Source organism: Psychrobacter sp. 1Y10 (genome assembly GCF_052259005.1).
GTDB lineage: Bacteria > Pseudomonadota > Gammaproteobacteria > Pseudomonadales > Moraxellaceae > Psychrobacter > Psychrobacter saeujeotis.
The window spans coordinates 61,807-86,444 of sequence record NZ_JBQQES010000002.1; the positions used below are offsets into that span (position 1 = coordinate 61,807).

At 41.5% G+C, this 24,638-nt stretch carries 17 protein-coding genes; 7 read left to right on the plus strand and 10 right to left on the minus strand.

The window, feature by feature from the left end; all coding sequences use genetic code 11:
• Window positions 1-196: 196 nt before the first annotated feature.
• Window positions 197-3,760: a hybrid sensor histidine kinase/response regulator gene (locus tag ACTXGH_RS03285; RefSeq protein WP_439295621.1), complete on the minus strand. Its 3,564-nt coding sequence runs from the start codon at window positions 3,758-3,760 to the stop codon at window positions 197-199.
• Window positions 3,761-4,216: 456 nt separating this feature from the next.
• Between ACTXGH_RS03285 and cysM the strand changes: the two genes are divergently transcribed.
• From cysM to ACTXGH_RS03315, 6 genes are all read left to right on the plus strand, one after another.
• Window positions 4,217-5,182 (plus strand): cysteine synthase CysM, encoded by a 966-nt coding sequence (gene cysM / locus ACTXGH_RS03290; protein WP_439295620.1) that lies wholly within the window; start codon window positions 4,217-4,219, stop codon window positions 5,180-5,182.
• Between the two features lie 41 nt (window positions 5,183-5,223).
• Window positions 5,224-6,048: a 3'-5' exonuclease gene (locus ACTXGH_RS03295; RefSeq protein WP_439295619.1), complete on the plus strand. Its 825-nt coding sequence runs from the start codon at window positions 5,224-5,226 to the stop codon at window positions 6,046-6,048.
• 71 nt (window positions 6,049-6,119) lie between these two features.
• Window positions 6,120-7,661, plus strand: coding sequence for a 23S rRNA (uracil(1939)-C(5))-methyltransferase RlmD (gene rlmD / locus ACTXGH_RS03300; protein WP_439295618.1), 1,542 nt, complete (start codon window positions 6,120-6,122; stop codon window positions 7,659-7,661).
• Window positions 7,662-8,025: 364 nt separating this feature from the next.
• The gene (locus ACTXGH_RS03305; protein WP_439295617.1) at window positions 8,026-10,584 is read left to right on the plus strand and encodes a RelA/SpoT family protein; all 2,559 of its coding nucleotides are present in this window, start codon (window positions 8,026-8,028) and stop codon (window positions 10,582-10,584) included.
• Window positions 10,585-10,636: 52 nt separating this feature from the next.
• The gene (gene mutM, locus ACTXGH_RS03310) at window positions 10,637-11,545 is read left to right on the plus strand and encodes a bifunctional DNA-formamidopyrimidine glycosylase/DNA-(apurinic or apyrimidinic site) lyase (protein ID WP_439295616.1); all 909 of its coding nucleotides are present in this window, start codon (window positions 10,637-10,639) and stop codon (window positions 11,543-11,545) included.
• A gap of 190 nt (window positions 11,546-11,735) precedes the next feature.
• The gene (locus ACTXGH_RS03315; RefSeq protein WP_439262727.1) at window positions 11,736-12,179 is read left to right on the plus strand and encodes a hypothetical protein; all 444 of its coding nucleotides are present in this window, start codon (window positions 11,736-11,738) and stop codon (window positions 12,177-12,179) included.
• Between the two features lie 82 nt (window positions 12,180-12,261).
• Here ACTXGH_RS03315 and typA read toward each other — a convergent pair whose 3' ends face one another.
• Both typA and ACTXGH_RS03325 read right to left on the minus strand, forming a co-directional pair.
• A complete protein-coding gene (typA, locus tag ACTXGH_RS03320; protein ID WP_439295615.1) occupies window positions 12,262-14,112 on the minus strand; it encodes a translational GTPase TypA in 1,851 nt (616 codons plus the stop codon).
• A gap of 355 nt (window positions 14,113-14,467) precedes the next feature.
• A complete protein-coding gene (locus tag ACTXGH_RS03325; protein ID WP_439295614.1) occupies window positions 14,468-15,781 on the minus strand; it encodes an OmpA family protein in 1,314 nt (437 codons plus the stop codon).
• Between the two features lie 705 nt (window positions 15,782-16,486).
• Between ACTXGH_RS03325 and ACTXGH_RS03330 the strand changes: the two genes are divergently transcribed.
• Window positions 16,487-17,029 (plus strand): GspH/FimT family pseudopilin, encoded by a 543-nt coding sequence (locus ACTXGH_RS03330; RefSeq protein ID WP_439295613.1) that lies wholly within the window; start codon window positions 16,487-16,489, stop codon window positions 17,027-17,029.
• Between the two features lie 62 nt (window positions 17,030-17,091).
• Here the strand turns inward: ACTXGH_RS03330 and ACTXGH_RS03335 are convergent, their stop codons facing one another.
• The 7 genes from ACTXGH_RS03335 to lepA all read right to left on the minus strand — a co-directional run bounded on the left by ACTXGH_RS03335 (window position 17,092) and on the right by lepA (window position 24,354).
• Window positions 17,092-17,865 carry a pyridoxine 5'-phosphate synthase gene (locus ACTXGH_RS03335; RefSeq protein WP_439295612.1) on the minus strand — a complete coding sequence of 258 codons (774 nt, stop codon included), beginning with the start codon at window positions 17,863-17,865 and terminating at the stop codon, window positions 17,092-17,094.
• A gap of 110 nt (window positions 17,866-17,975) precedes the next feature.
• Window positions 17,976-18,722, minus strand: coding sequence for a DNA repair protein RecO (recO, locus tag ACTXGH_RS03340; RefSeq protein WP_439262735.1), 747 nt, complete (start codon window positions 18,720-18,722; stop codon window positions 17,976-17,978).
• A gap of 46 nt (window positions 18,723-18,768) precedes the next feature.
• On the minus strand, window positions 18,769-19,836 hold the full coding sequence (gene era, locus ACTXGH_RS03345) for a GTPase Era (protein ID WP_439262911.1): 1,068 nt from the start codon (window positions 19,834-19,836) through the stop codon (window positions 18,769-18,771).
• Between the two features lie 291 nt (window positions 19,837-20,127).
• Window positions 20,128-20,922: a ribonuclease III gene (gene rnc, locus ACTXGH_RS03350; RefSeq protein ID WP_439295611.1), complete on the minus strand. Its 795-nt coding sequence runs from the start codon at window positions 20,920-20,922 to the stop codon at window positions 20,128-20,130.
• Window positions 20,923-20,976: 54 nt separating this feature from the next.
• Window positions 20,977-21,372 carry a DUF4845 domain-containing protein gene (locus tag ACTXGH_RS03355; RefSeq protein WP_439262739.1) on the minus strand — a complete coding sequence of 132 codons (396 nt, stop codon included), beginning with the start codon at window positions 21,370-21,372 and terminating at the stop codon, window positions 20,977-20,979.
• A 176-nt stretch (window positions 21,373-21,548) separates the two neighbouring features.
• Window positions 21,549-22,451 (minus strand): signal peptidase I, encoded by a 903-nt coding sequence (gene lepB / locus ACTXGH_RS03360; protein ID WP_439262741.1) that lies wholly within the window; start codon window positions 22,449-22,451, stop codon window positions 21,549-21,551.
• A 103-nt stretch (window positions 22,452-22,554) separates the two neighbouring features.
• Complete coding sequence (gene lepA, locus ACTXGH_RS03365) at window positions 22,555-24,354, minus strand: translation elongation factor 4 (protein WP_439262743.1); 1,800 nt, start codon at window positions 24,352-24,354, stop codon at window positions 22,555-22,557.
• Window positions 24,355-24,638 lie beyond the last annotated feature (284 nt).

Sequence of the window (24,638 nt, forward strand, 5' to 3'; positions counted from 1 at the left end):
AATAAGCAATTTGGATGATAAGTTGATGTTCGTTTTAGCAGTTATACTTTATTAATCTTAACAGGCTTATATCTGCTGTAGCGCGCGAATAACTGACTGCAGAGGTATCGATATTTTATTGGCCATATCGTTTTATAATATCTGACGCATTACTTTAGTGACAGTTGACCAGATAGTTATTTTGACGACAACCACACTAGATCATTTTCCAAGTCATATCATTTTCGCTCAAGCGATGATAGTTCAGTTGCGGATATGGTGATAGATCAAGCGCCTGTAGATTGTTGAGCGCAAGCAATAAGTTCTCATAGTACGGCTTGAGCATGGCAAACTGCACCGGCGTAGTATGTTGAACATTTAATAGACACTTATCTTCCAAGTCTTGGCTGGCTTTACGCAGTTGCGGGACACCAGTATAGCGACTGGCACCCAAAATGCGGTGTGCAACTTGCGCCAGCATATTTCGATCACGCGCTTGCCACGCTTGAGATAAGGCCTCTTTTTCATCCGCTATTGTATCGATCATCATAATAATGAGCTTAGCAGCCAAATCCGGCTTGTTTGCCGAACGTGTCAGCGCATCTTGCCAGTCCAATATCTCCATCCCAACGATGCTGCTACTTTTTGAGCCATGATCCTGTTGTGTTTGTTCCGGTGAAGGGTGTTGTGATTGCTCATCTTGTTCAATGAGAGTATCTTGATATTGTAAGCTTTGATAACGAGGCTGAGTCGCCCGTTGGGGCTCTCGCCTATACTCATCACGAGGGTGAATATCTCGCATATAGTCATCACGGATTTTTTTTAGAGATAGTGGACGTCGCACAGTTTTATCTACAGACGGACTTTTGATTTTGGTATTGTCTACGACATTGGACGCCATGCTATGGGTAGCGTCAGTAGGCGCAACTGGTAGTAAATGCTGCGACGTTGATGTACGCCCTAACCATTTTTGTAGCACTTGTAACAATTGCGGTTGGCTAATTGGTTTGCCAACGTAGTCATCAATACCACTTGCGAGTAGCTTATCGCGCTCATCAGACAATCCGTGAGCCGTTAGTGCAATAATAGGAATATGGCTATCACCAACCTCTATTTTACGGATTTGCTGCGCCGCTTCACGACCCGACATACGTGGCATTTGAATATCCATAAAAATAAGATCGATGCTGTCTTTATCTTCTGGGTTGTTTTTTGAATGGGCCAACGAATTTTCTTCGGTATCTATGTCTATGGTTGAGGCAGCATTGGCCGACACCTTATGGGTTTGCGCACGGGCCTGAGCTTTTGATATCTGTGTTTTTTTGGATAAGCTTTGTTGCGACGATTTAGCATTTCTTATATTTTTGGCCTGCTGCTTGCTGATCAATTCGATGGCATCAAAGCCACTATTGGCAGTGATGACATGAATACCAAGCTCACTAAGAAGCGCATCTAATACTAAAAGGTTGGGCAGATGATCGTCTACTGCCAGCACAGTTATGCCATGCCAGCGCGGTGCTTGCGCTGCGACCGGTTCGCTTTTCTTTTGAGTGTCGAGCATGGCATATAACTGCCTCTTATCTAACGGCTCATATAAGACATTGGCATGATAGCGGTTTAATAACGCTTGGTCAGCAGCAACTTGATAGCCAAACACAGCAAGCTTGCCTTGATAGTGCAAACGAATTTGCTTAAGCAGTGCTGTCATGTCATCTTGTGTGTCGTTGTCGACGATTACCCAGTCCCAATAATTGCCATGCTCTTTTAGTGACTCAAGCACACCAGGTAACGAGTTGGCTTGAGTAAGTTTGATAGGCAGGACTTGCAGGCTAGCTTTTAAAACTTGTCTTGACGCAATGTGATTGATCCAGACCAATACATTGAACTCATCATTCGCACTAGCCAGTGGTGCAAGTACTGGCAAGGCAATGGTTTGACCAGTGGCAGCTTCCAATACATCGATATGAGTTGGCATACGAAACCAAAACGTCGCTCCTTGATTGGCTATATTTTCTTGTGCATTGTCATAAAACCCAATATCACCGCCCATAAGCCGTGTTAGTTGCTTAGATATGACAAGGCCCAATCCTGTGCCACCATACTGACGCGTGATAGAAGGATCACCTTGGCTAAAGCTTTGAAACAGCATCTTTTGGTCTGCAAGAGATATCCCTTTGCCACTATCTTGGACGCTAATCATCAGATGATTATCGCGATGATCATCTAAGCTTACGCGCACCACGACATCACCGCTATCGGTGAACTTAATGGCATTACCGACAAGATTGGTTAAAACTTGTTTGAGGCGTAGGGCATCACCCACGATTCGCATCGGCACATCGTTATAAAACAGTACGGCCATACGTAGACCTTTCTCTGCCGATACAGGAGAGAGCATATCGACCACGTCATAAATAGTGTCATAAAGATCAAACTCGTGACGATCAAGCACCAACTTGCCTGCTTCAATTTTGGAAAAATCCAACACATCATTTACCAATGCCAGCAGATGTGCAGACGACTTACGAATGGTATGTACGTATAAGTCTTGTTCAGGATTGAGCTCACCGTGACGCGCCAGCAAATTAATAAATCCATCAATACTGTTTAGAGGTGTGCGCAGCTCGTGACTGATATTGGCTAAGAATGCAGACTTAGCCTGACTGGTTGAGATGGCATCATCACGAGCATTTCTGATAGAAATGTTTTGCATCTCCATCTCATCAAAAGCCAGGCGTAGATCGTCCTCGGTTTGTTCCGCGTGGTCTTTCAAATCCTGAAAGCTGCTGTGCAAGCGCCGTAACGTCTTAACCAAGTCTTGTTGTAATAAGTTCAACTCTCCATCAGACTCAACGGGAATAGGCTTGTATAAATTGTCCACATGAGTACGCTGCAGCTGCAAACGCAGCTCATAAATAGGTGCAATCCAGCGTTTGGCATAGATATTGAGACTTAATAGCAAAATCAAGATAGTAAAGAGACCAGTAATGACCAGTGCCATCGCGATGCGGTAACGCGCAATATAAAGTGGCTCGTTATCCATGTCGACGAGCAACCACAATCTATGCCCTTCAAAATTACCCAATACAGTGCCATAAGCTGTACCGATAGGCGTCGATTGCTGGGACAAAAAACTTTGTGATGCATCGATTAGAGGCCAACTTTCACTAACACCATAGCCGACTGTTGCAAGTACCTGATTATTTTCATTGATAATGGCAATGCGTTGTACATGCTGCTCTGACTGCATGCGACTGAGCCTATCGCGAATCGATACCAATGTCGCCATCGCCCCTTGCGGAGCGTCAGCTGTCTCATTGAGACTTTCATCAATAACTGCAGCAGTCGATAAACGTGAGGTAGACACTCCTCCGAGCGCTTCTTCTGACAGCACTGTACTACTTAGTCTGCCTCCGCGGGCACTAATATAATGGTCCGAATGTACTTGTGATAATGGCAGATACTCAGGTCGGATATTGTTTTCAAGTGCTGCTTGACTGGCTGCCGCCATATTATCAATCATATCTTGCGAATTTTTTTCATTGGCTTTTGATCGCTGACGTTCTTGCACTAGCAATGCAGGGATCAGCTCAGTAACCATAGGCTTGTAACGAATCAACACAGCCTCGGCTAACGCTTCTTGTTCTGACTCACTAGCACGCATCGTCTCATGAAAAACAAGAATACCGCCGACTGCTGCTAACACACAAATCGGTAAAAACACCAATATGATCAACTGACCATAGGCGCTACTGGTATCAAAGCGTTTTTTGTATGCCATGTTAAAACTTATCCCTACAGGTTTCTGTGCTATCTATCAATAACCACTATAAATGATTTTATCCAGCCATCAATATGTTAAATACTTTCATTATTTTAGCAGCATTTAGAAGTGTCGGTATTATCTTGGTCATTCATATCAACTTATCATAAATATCAACAATTATTTTATACTGTTATGACTATCCGCTGTCCTCATACTTAGATACCCAACAGACTCTAGTTGACTGACTTTTTAATCTTATTCATTTACCAAAATATCTTGATGCTATCAGCGTAGCTAAAAACAAAATGATATAATGATGCCATTTTCAATTTGTCATAACTTTCGGTTATAGTCGATACCAAATAAAATGGTTACACGACATTATGAGATGTGACCAGTACAAAATTGACTAGAACAAAGATTAGAACTGTATTTACAATACTATTATTCCAAAATAGACAAAGGTGCCCTATGTCCTCCACCACTACGCCAAACGCCAATTTTATCAATCAAGTTACCGAACTTGCTGATTGTGTTGGCCAAACGCCACTCGTAAAATTACATCGTTTGCCTGTAGAAGAAAGTATTACCAATGGAGCGACTTTGCTGGCAAAGCTCGAAGGTAATAATCCTGCAGGCTCTGTAAAAGATCGCCCTGCTTTTAATATGATTTATCAAGCAGAACAGCGCGGAGATATTCAGCCTGGTGACACCTTGATTGAAGCAACTAGCGGCAATACGGGCATTGCCTTAGCCATGGTTGCCGCGATGCGTGGCTATCCGATGACTTTGTTAATGCCAACAAGCTCAACTCAAGAGCGTAAAGACGCCATGAAAGCTTATGGCGCAACCTTAATCGAAGTCGATGAAGGGATGGAGGCTGCACGTGATTTGGCATTACAGATGCAAGCTGATGGTCAGGGGGTTGTGCTTGATCAATTTAATAATATTGATAATAAGCAAGCACATTATTTGACGACAGGCCCTGAACTGTGGGCGCAGACCGAAGGCAAAATTACCCACTTTATCAGCTCAATGGGCACTACAGGTACCATTACAGGCGTATCGCAATACCTTAAAGAACAAAACCCAGCGATTAAAGTTATCGGCCTGCAACCTGATGAAGAGGCGTCTATCGCCGGTATTCGCCGCTGGCCTGCAGCTTATATGCCAGGTATCTTTGAGGCAGATTTAGTCGATGAAATCATGGATATTGACCAACATATCGCTGAAATCTATATGCGCAAACTGGCGAAGACTGAAGGTATCTTTGCTGGTGTCTCATCAGGCGCAGCAGCGTGGGCGGCTATACAAGTCGCCAAAGAGAACCCTGATGCTGTTATTGCCTTTATCGTCTGTGATCGCGGTGATCGCTATCTATCAACTGGTCTATACAATGTCGATGACACTCCTGTCGATGATAATACTCAGTCGTAATGCCTGACCAATGCTTGCACAATAAGTAACTAGGACTATTTATGTCACATGCCCTACCTGCCAATCCTGTACTGGTCTTTGATATTGAGACTGTGGCGGATACAGATGCTGCACGTCGTATTTATCCAAAACTGGCTGACTTAAGCGACGCTGATGCGCTCAGTGCCTTGACTGCCATTCGAATACAAGAAGCTGGCCATGACTTTATGCGCTTACCATTACAGCGCATAGTGTGCATCTCAGCGCTATACATCAAAGATGGGCAGTTTTCTTTATTTTCTTTGACGGCAGATAAGTTTAGCGAAAAAGATATTCTTGCCAAGTTTTTCCGCGCCTTCAGCGATATCGAAACCTTGCCACAGCTGATTAGCTGGAATGGTTCAGGCTTTGATATACCCGTACTCATTTACCGCGCTATGCAGTATGATCTGTCTGCCCCATGGCTGTTTGAAGAGGGCGAGCGTATTAAAAACATGCGTTTTGATAATTATGTCAATCGCTTTCAAACCAAGCATCTAGATTTAATGGACAGATTTAGCCAATATGGTGCGAGTCGCCGTGAAGCGATGGATGTGGTTGCAAGCCTGTATGGGCTACCTGGTAAGACCGATGTGGATGGCAGCATGGTAGGCGCTCTGGTTAATGATAATGATTGGCAAACACTATCGATCTATTGCGAATCTGATGTCATGAATACGTGGCTGATATATCTACGCTGGCTGCGTCTAACCGGTAAGCTGTCGTCTCCGTCTTATAATCATTGGCAACAACAAAGCCGTGACTATTTAGCAAACTTTACTCAAGCAGATGGTCAAGCGCGCCATCATGAGTTTCTTGCCGATTGGACATCCGTACCTGAACCATAAAAGACCAAACACAGTATTATCGACAATAGCACCTACTCTCATTTTTAGTTATTTATTATTAAGGCAGGTTTATGCAACCCACCGATTCAAAAACGTCTACAGCACCTGATACTATGTCACAAGCCAACGATACCCAAACGATCACTATCCCGCCTAATAAGAAAAAATCTAAACCTTCATCCAAGACACGTCGGCGTCTAAAAGAGGCAGAGCCACTTCCCTTCAATATTGATGGATTGTCGCACGATGGGCGCGGGGTTGCCGTATATGGTAATGGCTTTGATGAAAAAGAGGGACATGTAGCAGACAAGCATGGCAAAAAAGTTTTCGTCAGCTTTGCTTTACCGGGTGAAAGTGCTTTGGTCAAACTAACCAATAGTCGTGCCAGCTTTGAAGAGGGAGACGCGATTGATATCACATCCAACCCAAATCCTGAACGTGCTGTACCGCCCTGCCCGCATTTTGGCGTTTGCGGTGGTTGCAGCTTACAACACTGGCAGCCAGATGGTCAAATCAACTTTAAGCAATCGGTACTTGCTGAGATGCTTATACATCAAGCCAATGCTGAGCCGGACAACTGGCTTGCACCGATAGTTGGTGATCGTCTCGGCTATCGTACCAAAGCACGACTTGGCGTACGCTATGTCGCCAAAAAAGAAAATGCATTGGTCGGCTTTCGTGAGCGCTCAAGTAACTTTTTAGCCGAATTAAACGAATGTCATATTTTAGATCCACGTATTGGCTTTGAGATTGAAAACCTCAAAGCACTTATGAGTACACTTGAGAGCCGCGATAAGATTGCTCAGCTAGAGCTAGCAATGGGTGAATACCTACCAGAGCTACCTGATGGCGATCAGCCTGTTGCTCTTATCGTACGTCATCTAGCTCCATTATCAGACTCTGATATCGAAAAGCTTAAAGCGTTTTTTGCAGCGCGTCATTGGCAGCTATATTTACAGTCTAAAGGCGCTGATAGTATCCAACGCGTTGCCTTGACTGACAAAGATGATCTGAGCCAACAATTTGGACGTTTATATTACCAACTGCCAGAATATGACCTTACTTTCGAATTTATCCCAACTGACTTTACGCAAGTAAACCTTTCTGTCAATCGTCAGATGACCAAGCTTGCTTGCGATTTGTTAGATCTAAAAGCGGGCGAGCGGGTACTCGACTTGTTTAGTGGTTTAGGAAACTTTAGTTTGCCTCTAGCTCGTCTTGTTGGTGAAACTGGCGCAGTTGTAGGTGTGGAAGGCAGCGACGCAATGACAGCACGCTCAGCAGACAATGCACGTCGTAACGGTATTCATAATACCAAATTTTATAACCAAGATTTGACTCACGACTGTACTGATAAACCTTGGGCTAACGAAGGTTTTGATGCGTTACTCATTGATCCGCCACGTTCTGGTGCTTGGGAAATCATGCAATACTTGCCTAAATTTAATGCTGAGCGGATTGTCTACGTCTCTTGTAATCCTGCTACCCTTGCACGTGATACAAAAGCTTTGTTAGAGCAAGGCTACCGTCTCACCCATGCTGGAGTAATGGACATGTTCTGTCATACTGGTCATGTCGAATCCATTGCTCGCTTTGAGAAAATAACAACTTAATTTTTATTGATTGTATCATTGGGCTTATTACTGATTTAAATTGAACTGTTTTGCACAAATGGAATTTCGTCAGAATACCGTTACGCTTGTATGCATTATCACTACAGAGCCTTGCTTGAATTAGCTTTCTAAAGTGACATAATAATATCCATACAAGCTGTATGTGTTTATCTACACATTGTGCATATTTGCGCTTATCGTCTTAAAATACTGGGCATAAACTCTTTATAACAGCTGCTAAAAAATGGATTTTTGTAGCTGTGTTGATCATATCTGATAATCATGAATTATGGGGTAGATCAAGCGTTTTTGCATAGCAGGTAAGACGATAAGAAATTTTGAAAATAGCTAAGAGGAGTCGGCTATGGTAAAAATTCGAGAAGGTTTACCGCTTATTGATGGGCAAACAACACAAGCTGATAGTGCAGCTTTAGCAGCACAGTTGGTGGCAAGCCAGCGCTCTCATCAATCTGCTAATAGCTACGCCCAAGTACCATCTGATATTAAACAACAACTAGCAACGCATAAGCTACATACCACTTTTGATCGCTCTGCCTACTACTCTTATCATAGTCATGATCCCAAATTAAAAAACGAATATTCGGATCACATTCTTCTAGACGATATGCAGATGCTTGCAGAAGCATCTATCGCTGATGATTCAGGTCAAGCCAATATTGATGTACCCGTATGGCTAGATAATGTTGCAAAACGTATCGACCAAGAAACTGTCCCTAATTTAGCCGCTGCTTGCGAGTTTATTCGTAGTCGTATGAATACTAGCGAGTCTGAACGTTCTGGTGCTTATGTGACGGGTATTGGTATGGCAGATATCCTGACTTATTTATATCAAGACGAAGACGCTTTGGTGGCTGCTATGTTATACCGTAGCGCACGCAAATCGTTGGTGAGTTTGACTGATATTGAGCAAAGCTTTGGGGTAGAGATTGCAAGTTTAGTTAAAGACGCCTTAGCTATGGGAAAGCTGTCTGCCATTATAGAAAGCAATAAGCGCCTAGAAGACCATTTCGTCAACAATCAACGTGATCAGCTATCTAACATCTACAGCATGCTTATTTCTGTCACTAACGACGTGCGCGTGGTACTTATTAAGCTTGCCGAGCGTACCTTTGCCATGCGTGAGTTATCATTCTCCAAACCTGAACGTCAACAGCGTGTGGCCCGCGAAGTGATGACCATTTATGCACCGCTTGCTCATCGATTAGGTATTGCTCAGTTAAAGTGGGAGCTTGAAGACCTGGCTTTTCGTTATCTTGCCCCTGAGCGTTACAAAGAGATTGCCAAGTTATTATCCGAAAAACGCAGCGAGCGTGAAGACTATATTCAGCGAGTGCAAAACAAGCTAAATGATGCGTTAGCAGAAGCTGATATTACTGCCGATGTCTCAGGACGAGTCAAGCATATTTATTCTATCTATCGCAAAATGAAGCTAAAACGCTTATCGTTTGATCAACTCTATGACATTCGAGCACTACGAGTATTGGTGGAAAACCCAGCGGATTGTTATCATGTGTTAGGTTTGGTACATGGCTTATGGCGGTACATTCCTGAACAGTTTGATGATTACATTACCAACCCAAAGCCTAATGGCTATCGCTCGTTGCATACTGCGGTTATCGCTGAGAACAAGTCACTTGAAGTACAGATACGCACCCAAGGCATGCATTTTGAGGCCGAGCTTGGTATGTGTGCTCACGTAAATTATAAGGAAGGTCTCAAAAAGAAAAAAGACAGCTACCTCACTCAAAAGATCAGCTCATTACGTCATCTGCTTTCTATTAATAACGAAACTCGGAGTCAAAATCGTTTAGGGCTCATAGCAGAGGGTGAGTTTACTGACCGTGAGTTAGGTGAACTAGAAGATGACGAGCCAATCGTTGATTTTGATGAGCTTGAGAGGATTTACATTTTTAGTCGAGATGGTGACATCACTGAACTACCAAAAGGGGCTACCGTACTTGACTTTGCTTATTATGTACACACGCAAGTAGGCAACCGCGCTCAAGCAGCGCGAGTCAATCAGCGTTACGTGCCATTGACTTACCAGCTAAAAACAGGCGAACAGGTTGAGATTATTACTAAAGCGTCACGTGAGCCTAATCGTGATTGGTTAGTTGCGTCACTTGGTTATATTCATACCAATCGTGCCCGCTCTAAATTGCGTCAATGGTTTAACAAACAAGACCGTGATAAAAATATCGAAATCGGTAAGCAGATGCTAAGTAAAGAGCTTGAGCGACTTTCAGTACATCCCAATAGCATCGACTTGAATGACTATACGCAGCATTTTCATGTTAATAATACGGACGATATTATCGTTGGGCTTGTTACAGGCGACATTGGACTCCATCAATTAACTGGTCACATCTCTCGTCAGCTGCATTTAGAGCCTGAAAAAGAAAAGGAAGATTACACCCCTAGTGTTGATCCAAAAACAACAGGCAAACTTGATGCCTACAAAATCTGTATTGATGGTTTGGATAATATTGAAATAAATTTGGCAGGTTGTTGCCATCCTGTGCATGGTGAGCCAATTTCTGGATACATTACTTTATCTCGCGGCGTTAGTGTTCATAACCGTGGCTGTCCTGAATACATGCGTCTGATTGAACGTGACCCTGAGAGAAAGATCAGTGCAGCTTGGAAGTCTAAATCCGGTCGTTATCAGCCTGTTGATATCCATATTGAAGCTTATGATAGACGTGGATTATTGCGTGATTTAACCCAAGTCATTGACAAAGAAAGTGTCAATATACGCAAGGTTGAGACCTTGAGCACTGATGACAATATAGCCTCGCTAAAATTTCATATCGAAGTCTCGGGATTGGCCCATCTATCCAAACTGCTTGCCAAGCTTGAACTGCAGCCAGGGATTTTGCATGCACGTCGTACTATTGTCTAACCGTTAATCGATAACTTAACTTTATATTTTATAAATTTTGTAGAAAGCCCTTATGCCTGAATTACCCGAAGTTGAAACCACAAAAACCAGTCTTGCCCCTTTATTAAAACAAAGAGTTACCGCCATACAAGTATTTCAACCAAAACTACGTTGGCCGATGCCAGATGACTTAGGTATATTAGTTGACTATACGTTGCAAGACGTAGAGCGCCGAGCAAAGTATTTAATACTGACTTTTATACCTAGAGTAAAATTGATAGAAAATGGCCAAAACACCATTGAACATCGACGTCAACTGATCATACATTTAGGCATGTCAGGTAGTCTACAACAGCATCCTTTAGGTACTGATAAACGTAAGCACGACCATTTGATAATAACTTTTGACAATGACGGTATTCAGTCGCAACTGCATTATCATGATCCCAGACGTTTTGGCGCATTATTATGGTATAAGGATTATAGTACCAAGCTTTTAGATCATCTAGGACCTGAACCACTATCAGAAGATTTCGATACTGACTATCTGTATCGCCTGATTCAGCGTAGCAATGTCAATAGTATGTCGGATAAGACAACCAAGCGACGCCCTATTACTCGTGCTATCAAGTCAGTCATTATGGAGCAGCAGGTCGTGGTTGGTGTAGGCAATATATATGCAACAGAGAGTCTATACTTGTCTGCTATTCATCCTGCTACCCCAGCACATCAATTGTCTTACGAACAAATAAGTATATTGGTCAAACATATTAAAGTCATACTACAACGAGCAATCGAGCTTGGGGGTTCGACACTACGTGATTTTACAGTCGCCAGCGGACAAACGGGATACTTTCAACAAACCTTAAATGTCTATGGTAGACAAGGTGAGTCTTGTCCGCATTGCGATACTGTACTCGACAATATCAAACTCAATGGTCGTGCTAGCGTGTTTTGCCCACTCTGTCAGCCAATTTTATAAACAAATATTTACTAATATATATGAGATAAAGTCGATATAATATGTTTTTATATTGCTTATCGGCACACATCTTGCTTTAATAAAGAGTCAACGCTGCTTTGTAAGTACCTTTGTTTATAAGTACCTTTGTTTGTAAATATCTTCAATAGCAGTGTTTATTACTTATACCGCTTACATGTTTTAGGAAATAATGATGACTGCTAATGCCGATAACCCACGCTTCAATAAAAGTAAGATTCTTACGATGGCCTTAAGCATAGGCTTTATGATAGCTTTTACGCAGCCAGCCTCGGCTGCAATAGAGATAGATGAGCGTGATTTTGGTCCATCATATGACACGATGATTGTTGATACAGTCGTTGGAAAGCCCTTACAATTAGTCACCGCTGTCACTGGTACTGCCGCTTATCTCGTCAGTCTGCCTTTTTCTCTTATCGGTGGTAACGCTGATCAAGCACAACAAAAACTGTTCGTTGAGCCTTGGAGTGCGATGGGGCGCTGCTTGGGTTGTACAGTCGCTGAAGACAATTTTTATAAGTCACAAGACGCTAACGACAATATCGTACGTATTGTCGTTGACCAACCTTCAGAAATCCTTATTGATACTAACGATCATGTCGTAGTAACAAAATAACCAACTATAAAAAATTGATGAGCAAACATAAAAAAAGGCTAACGTTGCGTTAGCCTTTTTTCAATCATTCTATACTACAATATTAAGCACCTTTCTTACTACGACCATGACGTTTGCGCTCACTTTCAGTCAAGTAGCGTTTACGAATACGGACAGCTTTTGGCGTCACCTCTACCAGCTCATCATCTTGAATAAATTCAAGCGCTTGCTCAAGGGTAAACTTAACCGCTGGCGTCAACGTCAACGCTTCATCAGTACCACTGGCACGTACGTTAGTAAGCTGTTTAGCGGTCGTTGGATTAACAGCCATATCGTCGTTACGTGAGTTCAAACCAACGATCATACCTTCATATACTTCAAGCTGTGGCTCAGCGAATAGTTTGCCACGCTTTTGTAGATTAAAGAGTGCAAAACCTAAGCAAGTACCGTTTGCCATAGATACCAATACACCATTAGAACGGCCACCGACATCACCAAGTTTCTGTGGTCCATAATGAGAAAAGCTTGACGTCATGATACCAGTACCTGAGGTCAACGTTAAGAACTCAGAACGGAAACCAATCAAACCGCGAGCTGGTATGGTTGCTTCAATACGCATGCGACCTTTACCATCAAGCTCCATATTGGTCATCTCGCCTTTGCGCAGACCTACTTGCTCCATGATAGAGCCTTGATGCTCTTCTTCAATATCGAACACAACGTTTTCATACGGTTCTTGTAGTTTACCGTCAACTTCTTTAACGATAACTTCTGGGCCTGAAACACCCATCTCAAAACCTTCACGGCGCATATTTTCGATAAGTACAGATAAGTGAAGCTCACCACGACCCGATACTTTAAATTTATCAGGAGACTCTGTATCTTCTACACGTAATGCCACGTTATGAATCAATTCACGCTCAAGACGCTCACGAATGTTACGTGAAGTCACAAATTTACCATCACGACCAGCAAACGGTGAATTATTTACTTGAAAGTTCATTGATACAGTTGGCTCGTCTACTGTCAATGCTGGCAACGCTTCTACGTGGTTAGGATCGCAAATAGTATCTGAGATGTTTAGCGCATCAATACCGGTAATACAAACAATATCACCAGCCTGTGCTTCTTCAACATCAATGCGATCAAGACCATGATAGCCCATAATTTTCAAAATACGGCCATTACGTGTTTTGCCGTGCTTATCAATTATTGTTACTTGCGTATTTATACTAACTTTGCCACGCTGGATACGACCAATACCAATAACACCAACGAAACTGTTATAGTCAAGGCTTGATATTTGCATACGGAACGGTGCATCTGCATCTACTTGCGGAGGCTGTACCACATCGACAATAGTTTTAAATAACGGCGTCATGTCATCAGCCAAATCTTCAGCGTCTAGACCTGCAATACCATTCAATGCCGATGCATAAACCACTGGAAAATCTAACTGTTCATCAGTTGCACCAAGGTTATCAAATAGATCAAAGATCTGATCCATTACCCAATCAGGACGGGCACCTGGACGGTCAATCTTATTAATAACAACAATTGGTTTTAGACCTTGCTCAAATGCCTTTTGGGTCACAAAACGGGTTTGAGGCATTGGTCCATCAACAGCATCAACAACTAGAAGTACGCAGTCAACCATTGACATCACACGCTCAACTTCACCACCGAAATCAGCGTGGCCTGGAGTATCCACAATATTAATACGGTATTCTGTATCGTCAGAGCTGTCTGTCCAACGAATGGCCGTGTTTTTGGCCAAAATAGTAATACCACGTTCTTGCTCAATATCACCTGAATCCATTGCACGTTCAGCAATGTTTGCACGATCGCCAAAAGTACCAGATTGATGTAATAGTTTATCAACTAGAGTTGTTTTACCATGATCAACGTGGGCAATAATTGCAATATTACGCAGGTGTTTGATATCGTTCGCCATATAAAATGCTCGTTTCGTCTTAATAAAATGCAGTAGCAGTAAGCGCCGCTGGAGAATCTTTTATCATAAAGCAGATAGTTGTTTTTACTTTACTATAGAGTGACTACGCAAGAGGGGTAGTGAAATAAAAAATACTGGCAAAGTAAGATTTTCTACTGATAAATCCATCATACAGATAGCTATGCTAATGTACACTTTGTCAATTTACAAAGTGTTTGGGCGGCTAGTATAACATTATTAGATTATAAATTTATGCAATAAGTTATTTATCTCACAGTATAAACAAAAAAAAGCCACCTAATAGGCAGCTTTTTTTGTAACTATACAATCTAGAACATAACTAATTGGCTATATATTATTGAATAACCATGTCTTTAGTTTGTTCAACAGTCATTGTTTTGTCACCAGTGATGATGGCATAAACACGACGGTTCATTGCACGACCTTCTTCAGTATCGTTTGGTGCGATTGGGCGGTCATAACCGTAACCAACTGTTGATAGACGGTTTGGAGCGATACCAAATTCGTTAGTCAACATAGATTTCACAGCAACAGCACGAGCTTCAGATAGACGTTGGTTGTAACGTGCTGAAGGACCAGTTTTAGAAGCATGACCTTCTACGCGAGCGCTAGAGTTAGGATACTCACGCATCTTCTCTGCTACTTTAGCGATTTCAGTTTTGTACTGGTCTTTGATAGCTGATTTGTCGTTATCAAAGAATACACGTAGCTCCATTTTTAGCTCATCAGTAATATCTACTGCTACTGGGCAACCGCGCTCATCAACTACGACGTTCATAGGAGTGCCTGGGCATTCGTCGATGCTATCAGGTACACCGTCGCCGTCTGAATCAACGTCTTGCTCAACCACTACTACTGGTGGAACAGACACTTCTGGCTCAACTTGTGGTGGTACAGCTACTGTTGGTGATAAATGGCCACCAAGTACAACTTCTAGACCGGCCAATGCCATGCCTTCCCACCAGTTGTTATCAAAGTTATGAATCGCACGAGCTTCACCACGTAGGCTTAACGCGTCGTTGATGCGATACATAGCACCTAGACCTAGGTTACCGATGGTATCTTTTGATGATGATACTTCAGTACCGGCCGATATATCTTCACCATCAACAGTTACTTGTTGACCATTAGGTGCAACACCAGCAATTGTTTCCTGGTTTTCTACTTCGATCTTAGACTGACCAGCACCAACTAATACATATGGTTTGAACGCGCTATCAGTATAACCAGTAAATTCTTCAGTACCGATCAAGAAGTTACCAGAGATCATTGTTTGTTCAACATCGAAACGGTTAACACCAGCATCTGCAGAATCTTCAGACGCTTCACCGTTAGCACTTGATACGCCGTACTCTACTTGGAACTGAGTAGAAGGAGTCAGTTCAATACCTAGAGCAGCACCAGTATATAGGCTACTTTCTTTAGCCACACCACCATTAGGTACGTTCCCACCACGACCATCGATAGAGTTACCGTTGGCATCGATATATAGATCTTTACCAGTTTTTAGAATATCACGCTGCTCATCATGAGCTTCGTCAGTATAATGATAACCTAGTAATAGCGGGCTAATCGTAACGCCAGCGTTAGCTGCTAAAGGTGCAGCTGCTACGGCAACCAGAGCTAGAGCAATTTTATTCAATTTCATGGACTTCCTCCAAAGGATGATTTGAGTGATGCATTAAGCAAAACCGCTTCCTAAGATGTAATAAAAGTAGACATCTTTTACGAATGCATAATTATACAACAAAACTAATTAGGAAGTAGCTTATCGACTATCTATTAATTTTACAACTTTTTTCGTTAGGCAGCTACACATTATTACACGATAGTGTTGCAACACAAACACAATAGCCTGCTTGTTTTACTAAGAACTAACATACGTTGCAATTTTAGTCTTTTGAATGTTAATTCGCAATAGAAGTAAATTAGATTTTACCTATTGTCTGCAACTAGTTTAATACAATCGAATTTTTTTCTCTATTAATAAAGATTAGTCTTCACTAATTGAAACAAATTTTGACAGTTGCACTATAATTCATATATATTAAATAGTAAACATTATTCTAGTATATACTTTTAAAGTAATGAGCTGATATGTGATTGTTGCGTTAAAAACGTTGTTGTTAAGGTTTGTGAATTTAAAAGTCCAAGGTATTTTTAAAAGTTAAAGTCTTGTATTAGAAAAGGTATCAATGTAGGGCTTCACTCAAATGTATAAAGCTGATGAATTTGGCCTATATAATTAAATCTATAGCGTAAGAGATGACTATATATGATTAGAATATGTCACACCATATCGAACCTTACTCTATCTTATCTGAATCTAACTGTATGCTTAAGAGTCCCATACTTGTCGAAATCTTATCAACAAAAAGGGTTTACTCTTGTAGAGCTTATGGTAACAGTGGCAATTTTAGCTATTATCGCAACGATCGCAGCGCCAGCGATCGTAGATCAATTGGCAAGTATGGAAGCCAAACGTATCAAAAATCAACTAGAAAGCACTCTCAAAATAGCGAAAGCTGAAAGTTTTATTCGACGGCAGAATCTATTAGTATGTTTATCTGATGCAGGTGGACGGTGTAATAAGAATAGTGATAAAAACCTTTTGTTATTTGTTGATAAAAATAATAATAAAGTTTTTGATATTAGTACGGATTATTTACTTAGTAAGCAAGGCTTAAATCCTAAATATGGCACACTACATTTACGGGCTGGAAAACGGCATTATGTTAAATTTTATGGTGATACAGGCAAACCCCGAGGACACTTTGGCCACATAAAATACTGTCCAAGCTTAACCTATAGTCAGACTATGTATCAAATTTCTTTTAATCAAAATGGTAATATCAAATACAAACCTAATGATAGACACCCTACTGGTTGTACATAAATGCATTATTTGTTGTAGCAATATTATTAGAGGCGCTATTAGCTTATACCTGATCTACAAAGTTACTTATGCATCGCAGCTTTCATCATAACCACTGCTTGCTCTAAGCCTACGAATACAGCATCAGCGATCAAGGCATGTCCAATATTAAGCTCATAAATATCACCTATCTGAGCAATAGCATTTACATTGTCACGAGTCAAACCATGACCTGCGTTAACAAGTAACTCGCTGTCTAAATTTTTTGCAATGCTCACTGCCTGTTTGATACGCTCTAATTCGTCCTTTTGAGCATTCGTATTTCCAGCCAGACCTAACTCAGCATAAGTACCAGTATGTAGCTCGATAGCATTAGCATGACAGTCAACTGCTGCTGCAATCTGGTCCTCGTCCGGATCTATAAATAAAGAAACGTTAATTCCTTCTGCTTGTAAGTCTTTAATATAAGGTTTTAGATGACTGATCTGCCCTGCTACATCCAAACCACCTTCGGTCGTTAGCTCCGCACGTTTTTCAGGCACCAAGCAAACCCAATATGGCTTAACTTTATGAGCGATAGATAACATCTCAGACGTTGCTGCCATCTCTAAATTTAATCTGGTTGTTAACTGTTTTGCTATCTCATAGACGTCTGAATCTTGAATATGACGACGATCTTCACGCAAGTGTATGGTGATACCATCTGCTCCCGCTTTTTCACATAATAGCACTGCTTCTAAAGGACTGGGATAGCCAACCCCGCGTGCTTGACGCAAGGTTGCTACGTGATCAACGTTGACACCCAATAAAGGGGTTTTTATTGTATTCTTCGATGAGTGCTGTAAAGATGTGGTCATAAGAAATCCTTTTGATAACGAGTTCCAAGTAACATACAGATGATAGGGCTACAGTAGTACTACCTCAAATACTTTTTGAACGACCATACTTTGTCTAAATATTGATGCCATCATTGGTAACGTTGTTGCTGCTGCCACAGTAATCGACTTTGCAACGGCTGATAATCAAGCAAGTGATCAATCAGATGTTTATGAAGACGTGACCAATTATTTAGTGTGGCCTCAACTATTCCTAGATGTGCCATATCAATAATATCTGCACCGATAAAAAGTGTTTGTAGCGTATTGATCGTCGTTTTATCAGGTTGGTTAGTAGCCACAAAACCTACATCAGATAAAAATCGATAATCCGTATCAGGTTCGATAGGCGTTAATAAATTGTCATGGTCTAGCGTCAAAGAAAAGCCTAACTCTTGAAACAAATCAGCCTCAAACTGACGTAAGCATAACCTAAGAGCAGTCGCTGTTAATGGCTGCTTTAATTGCGTTAAGCTGTCTTGATAATGCTGCCACAATACTGGCATTGGGTCTTCGCTAGGCAATAACTTCCACAGTATCTCATTCAAATACAAAGCTGCATACTGCTGCTGACCGCTTATTTGCTGATAACGTGTCGGCCTAGGCGTTGTAGCATCTTTTGTAAAACTATCTTCTACGGGTAATAAACCAATCTGACTAAAGGTTTTTAGATCGCGCTTACCTGTTGCAAACAGTTGTAGCGGCTCAAACAAAGGCGCACCTTTTTTACCAATACCGTGTACTACGCCATGTTGCCAAGAAAATAAATAGTAAAGCGCCCGTTTTTCTTGGTAAGGACGCTGATGTAATAAATATCCTGTTAATGCTTCATTACGCATTGGCTATTACCTCAGCATCATGTGTAGATCAAATATTTATTTTAAATCAATAACCTAGGCTGGTGAGTGCGCGTTCGTCGTCAGACCAGCCACGCTTAACTTTTACCCACAAAGTTAGCATGACCTTTTTGCCAAATAACTGTTCCATATCTTTGCGTGCATCCATCCCAACTTGCTTGATACGTTGACCTTTTTCGCCAATCACAATAGCTTTTTGTCCATTACGCTCTACATATATCGTGGCATCAATAAAAGTACAGGCTTTACGTGGACGACCAGTTTTTGGGTCTGTATGAGCTGCTTCATCTTTAAACTCATCGATTTGGACGGTGAGATCATAGGGTACTTCGTCGCCTGCACTACGCATGATTTTTTCGCGAATAATTTCACTGGCTAAAAAACGCTCTGAGCGGTCAGTAATTTGCTCAGTATCGTAGATAGGCGTGGCATTCGGTAGATGTGACGCAATTACTTCTTCAAGACGGTCTAAGTTTTGGTTTTTTAAAGCCGAAACAGGTACGATGTCAGCAAAGTCGAAGCTCTCATCAAATGTTTCAATCAATGGAAGCAGCGTACCTTTATCTTTTAACGTATCTGCTTTATTGATGACCAATACGACCGTCAAATCAGTTTCACCAAGCTTTTGTAACGTCAGTAAATCATCTTCACGCCACTGGTCTGAGTCGACTACAAATAATACTAAGTCCACGTCTACCAAAGCTGATACGGCAGCTTTATTCATACGCTCATTGATAGCACGTACTTCATTGTGATGAATACCTGGCGTATCTACGAACACCGCCTGCATCTCATTGGTACTCAAAATACCATGAATGCGATGGCGCGTCGTTTGCGGCTTGCGGGAAGTGATTGATAGCTTTTGACCCAATAGATGATTCATCAGAGTCGACTTACCAACGTTTGGACGACCAATGATCGCCACATAACCTGCTTTAAAGTCGTTAGCAACCCCAGCCTTATTACTTGGCGCAAAAAACCCATCAATCGCAGCATTATTTTCAAGAGTAATACTCTTATCATGTTCATCAGCATCACTAGTGTCGTGCGGCTGAACGGCGGTTAATGAATCGCCTATTTGTCTATTTTCTTGCATATTTTCAACGTTTTCTACAGCTTCATTTTGATTGGTGTCAGCATTTTCTGTCATATTATGGGCATTATTTTTGGGAGTGAATGGCAAGTCATTATGATTGCTCATAGGGTAATCCTGTGGGGTTTTGATAATAATCTTAGTAGCACGTTCTATATTTTAAGAACATCTACAAAGCTAATGTTAATGTAAAGATATTTGAAGTCTGATGGCATCTACTGAGACACTATAAATTGGTAATGTAATCAATGCTTTAGGGCTTATAAAACCGAACATCATATAAAGAAAAAGCTATCAACGTTTTTTACAAGCACCTGGCAACTTATGTAATTGATTAATCATTAATTCAGCTGCTTTTTGCTCGGCTATACGACGACTCTCACCAGATTCAGTAATATCAGGACAATTATTAATATTGACCTGACAGCGTACTACAAATATTTGATAAGGAGCATTGCCCCGTGTTTCGACCAACTCGTAATGAGGCAAATCAAACTGTTTGGATTGTAGCCATTCTTGCAAACGACTTTTGGCATCTTTCAAAGCTTTTTGGTCATTGACGTTATCAATAAGGTCACCATACCATGCTAATACGCAATGACGAGTAACCTCCATATCTTGACTGTCTAAATAAATAGCCCCAATCAATGACTCCACAGCATCAGCCAATATCGAGGCGCGGTTACGACCGCCACCTTTACGCTCACCAACACCTAGAATCAAATGGTTAGACAATTCTAAATTTTGCGCAATAGTCACCAATGATTCTTGACGTACTAACGTAGCACGCATACGCGTCAGACGCCCTTCGTTTTGATTTGGATAACGATGATATAAAGCTTCACCGATGATCATACCAAGAAGCGCATCCCCCAAAAACTCCAAACGTTCGTAGTTCTTCTTGCTATCAAATGAACGATGCGTCAAGGCCAAGTTTGGTAAACTCAAATCATTAAACTCGTAGCCTAATTTTCGGGTCAATACTGCCAGACGCTGAACAAAATCTGAGCCTTTTGGTAAAGTCTCCATAGATGCGCTATTTTTTTTGGCGGTAGGCAGCGCTTTGTATGGTTGTGAAGTTGATTTCATGCGTGGCTTTTGGCTATCCTTTAATGTTAGTGATCTGTACAGTTAAATAGTCGATTAATCTACTGGAGCGGCATTTATCTCACCTTCAAAACGATTAACGATATCAACGTTACCGAAAAAATTACTGGTTTTGTCATAATCTTTATAAAGAGCAAGCTCACCTGGTTTTTTATTGGTAAAAGTAAACACCTCTTCAGCGGTCGTATCGTAATCAGCGTTGATAGACAGTTGACGATTAACACGCTCAACGAATTGTTTTGCAGTCTCGCCATTATTGTTCGCCTCTTTTAGCTGAGTACCTAATGTTTTACTCAGTTGATAATCACCAACTTGAGCCGGCATAATGGCAATCACCAATTTGCCAGCAATAACAATAATAATAAGCAATAAAACTATGCTAGTCACACTCGCCCCACGTTGCGACGACAACCCTGTTAACTGCTGCAGCATAAATTCTCCTAATATTTAATATAATTGTATTTCATACTCTATGATTTATATCTTAATATTTTCTAACCTTTCTGTGCTCTTACACAGCTAGGTTGATGAATTACATACAGTATATATATTAATTTAATTAGGGTTAATATTGATATTAGCACAATAATCAATCAATAGAGTAGCGACTAATCAATTGAACCATTACGTGCAAAAGTTGGAAGATTCAGACCAGGTGGTTTGTGCATCCAAATATACACAGCTTTACCGGCTAAATTCTCATCAGGTACAAACCCCCAAAATCTGCCATCAGCACTACGATCACGGTTATCACCCATCACAAAGTATTCATCATCGGGCACTGTGACACGCCATTCTGTCCCTGCGGAACTGACCACTTCAGGAGATTGCTGTTGCAAAAATGGCGCATATTGTGAGCTGTTCATATCTGATAGATAACGTACTAAATGCTTATTCTCACCTTGTGTTTCTTGAAAATACTGAGCTTGTTCTTCTTCTTGCTGGCCCATTTGCGTAGCCTCAGACTCTGTCAATACTTGACCAGGTGTCACTTGACCAGCAGGATAAAGCTGTGCAGTTAGATCATTATTGGCATTAAAGTCTACAGGCTTAGTATCGACTGGTACGTCATTGATCGCAAGCTGTCCTTGACTATAGCTGACAGTATCACCAGGTAAACCAATGACACGCTTAATATAATAAATGCTAGGGTTTTCAGGATAGCGAAACACCATCACATCGCCATGCTCAGGATTACCCGTTTCTAATACTTTATTATAAGTCAGAGGCAATCGCACTCCATAAGCGTATTTGTTGACTGCAATAAAGTCGCCAGTATATAAAGTTGGCACCATAGACGATGATGGAATATTGAAAGGTTCAATTAAGAACGAGCGTACGACCAAAACCACTGCTAAGACGGGGAAAAAGTCATAAGCCCAGCGTACCAATAAGCTCTCTTTACCATGGCCACGTGTTTTACGCTGTTTTAGTGCCAACTTATCTAGTAGCCATATTAGCCCTAAACCTATCGTTAATGGCACTAAAATCAAGTTAAAATCAAAATCCATACTAATTTGCCTATTAAAAAGCTGTTTATCTCACGGCTTTAACGGTAAGAACAACGACATTTGACGTATTGTGTGTAAAACCAAAGTAAGACAGTGTAAACCATCAACTATCTACTTGCAGTACCGCCAAGAATGCCTCTTGAGGAATCTCAACATTCCCGACTTGCTTCATACGCTTCTTACCTGCTTTTTGCTTAGATAACAGCTTTTTCTTACGTGACACGTCCCCGCCGTAGCATTTGGCAAGGACGTCTTTACGCATGGCTTTGACCGTACTACGACCGATAATCTGACTGCCAATCGCTGCTTGAATGGCCACATCGAACATCTGGCGCGGGATAAGCTCTTTCATCTTGGTCACCAATTGATTCCCGCGGAAACGTGCTTGGTCTTGATGTACGATCATCGCCAAGGCATCTACCTTATCACCATTGATCAATACATCAACTTTGACCAGCTTGTCTACTTGATAACGCTCAAAATTATAATCAAGCGATGCAAATCCACGAGAGACTGATTTTAGACGGTCAAAGAAATCCATGACCACCTCACCCATTGGGATATCAAAAATCAGCTGAACTTGCTTACCCATAAAGCGCATATCAACTTGCACGCCGCGACGCTCAATGCACAAGGTCATAACGTTACCCAAATAATCTTGCGGTACTAAGATTTGACAACGGGCAATCGGTTCGCGGAACTCTTCAATATTGTTAGGCTCAGGCAAATGCGAAGGATTGTCGACATAAATGACTTCACCATCTTTCTTTTCGATCTCATAGATAACAGATGGCGCAGTGGTGATCAAGTCCAAGTCGTATTCACGCTCTAGACGCTCTTGGATAATCTCCATATGCAGCATACCTAAAAAGCCGCAACGAAAGCCAAAGCCTAGCGCATCAGAAGTATCAGGTTCAAAAAACAGTGAGGCATCATTAATTTGCAACTTTTGTAGTGCTTCACGAAACTTTTCGAAATCATTGGCATCAACAGGAAACATGCCTGCATAAACTTGCGGGGTCACTTGCTTAAAGCCTGGAATGCGATCAACGTCTGGTGTTTTAGCATGGGTGATCGTATCACCGACGGGAGCCCCTGCAATGTCTTTGATACCGGCAATAATAAAACCCACTTCCCCAGCTTCTAAAATACCTGTATCGACAGGCTTTGGCGTAAACACACCAATAGAGCTGACCGGATGCGCCTCTTTGGTCGATTTAATGTAAATCTTATCGCCTTTTTTTACGGTTCCTTCACGCACACGCACCAATGAAACCACGCCTAAATAACTGTCAAACCATGAGTCTATAATCAAAGCTTGTAGCGGTGCTTCGCGGTCACCCGTCGGTGCAGGAATAACTTCAACTAAGGTTTCTAATAGTTTGTCAACACCAAGCCCTGATTTGGCAGACACACGCGGTGCATCAATGGCTTCAATACCAATGATATCTTCAATCTCTTGAATCACACGCTCAGGCTCAACTTGAGGCAGATCAATTTTATTTAAAACCGCCATTACCTCCAAGCCTTGATCAACTGCAGTATAGCAATTGGCAACGGACTGCGCTTCTACGCCCTGCGCGGCATCTACCACCAGTAGTGCACCTTCACAAGCGGCTAATGACCGAGAAACTTCGTATGAAAAATCGACGTGTCCCGGCGTATCAATAAAGTTGAGCTGATAGCGCTCGCCATTTGGATGATCATAGAACAGGGTTACTGATTGTGCTTTGATGGTAATACCGCGCTCGCGCTCGATATCCATGGAATCAAGTACTTGTGCTTGCATTTCACGATCTTGCAAGGCACCACACATTTGAATAAATCGATCGGCAAGCGTTGATTTGCCATGATCAATATGGGCGATAATAGAAAAGTTACGAATATTGGCTAATGCAGTCACAAAGCGCCTACTAAATAAAAGGTGATTGGATAACCGCTATTGAACAACGATTCCTGAACAATAGTAAAAAGCGAACGGTTATTAGATATTAATTATGATAAAAATGTTGTAAAACAGAATTAACAATAAAGATAAGTGTTGTCGATGGTTGTCGCCAAAGTGCGTCTGATTGAACTGAATTAATAATATTAACTATTAAAATCACGACGGACGACACTTGCTAACCTACATAGACATATGAGCGTATTCTAGCAGTTTTCCACTATAAAGTAAGAAGATTTTAT

Coding starts and splice junctions, on each gene's coding strand:
- ACTXGH_RS03285 (WP_439295621.1), bottom strand. CDS start 3,760: ATGGCATACAAAAAACGCTTTGATACCAGTAGCGCCTATGGTCAGTTG.
- cysM (WP_439295620.1), top strand. CDS start 4,217: ATGTCCTCCACCACTACGCCAAACGCCAATTTTATCAATCAAGTTACC.
- ACTXGH_RS03295 (WP_439295619.1), top strand. CDS start 5,224: ATGTCACATGCCCTACCTGCCAATCCTGTACTGGTCTTTGATATTGAG.
- rlmD (WP_439295618.1), top strand. CDS start 6,120: ATGCAACCCACCGATTCAAAAACGTCTACAGCACCTGATACTATGTCA.
- ACTXGH_RS03305 (WP_439295617.1), top strand. CDS start 8,026: ATGGTAAAAATTCGAGAAGGTTTACCGCTTATTGATGGGCAAACAACA.
- mutM (WP_439295616.1), top strand. CDS start 10,637: ATGCCTGAATTACCCGAAGTTGAAACCACAAAAACCAGTCTTGCCCCT.
- ACTXGH_RS03315 (WP_439262727.1), top strand. CDS start 11,736: ATGATGACTGCTAATGCCGATAACCCACGCTTCAATAAAAGTAAGATT.
- typA (WP_439295615.1), bottom strand. CDS start 14,112: ATGGCGAACGATATCAAACACCTGCGTAATATTGCAATTATTGCCCAC.
- ACTXGH_RS03325 (WP_439295614.1), bottom strand. CDS start 15,781: ATGAAATTGAATAAAATTGCTCTAGCTCTGGTTGCCGTAGCAGCTGCA.
- ACTXGH_RS03335 (WP_439295612.1), bottom strand. CDS start 17,865: ATGACCACATCTTTACAGCACTCATCGAAGAATACAATAAAAACCCCT.
- recO (WP_439262735.1), bottom strand. CDS start 18,722: ATGCGTAATGAAGCATTAACAGGATATTTATTACATCAGCGTCCTTAC.
- era (WP_439262911.1), bottom strand. CDS start 19,836: ATGCAAGAAAATAGACAAATAGGCGATTCATTAACCGCCGTTCAGCCG.
- rnc (WP_439295611.1), bottom strand. CDS start 20,922: ATGAAATCAACTTCACAACCATACAAAGCGCTGCCTACCGCCAAAAAA.
- ACTXGH_RS03355 (WP_439262739.1), bottom strand. CDS start 21,372: ATGCTGCAGCAGTTAACAGGGTTGTCGTCGCAACGTGGGGCGAGTGTG.
- lepB (WP_439262741.1), bottom strand. CDS start 22,451: ATGGATTTTGATTTTAACTTGATTTTAGTGCCATTAACGATAGGTTTA.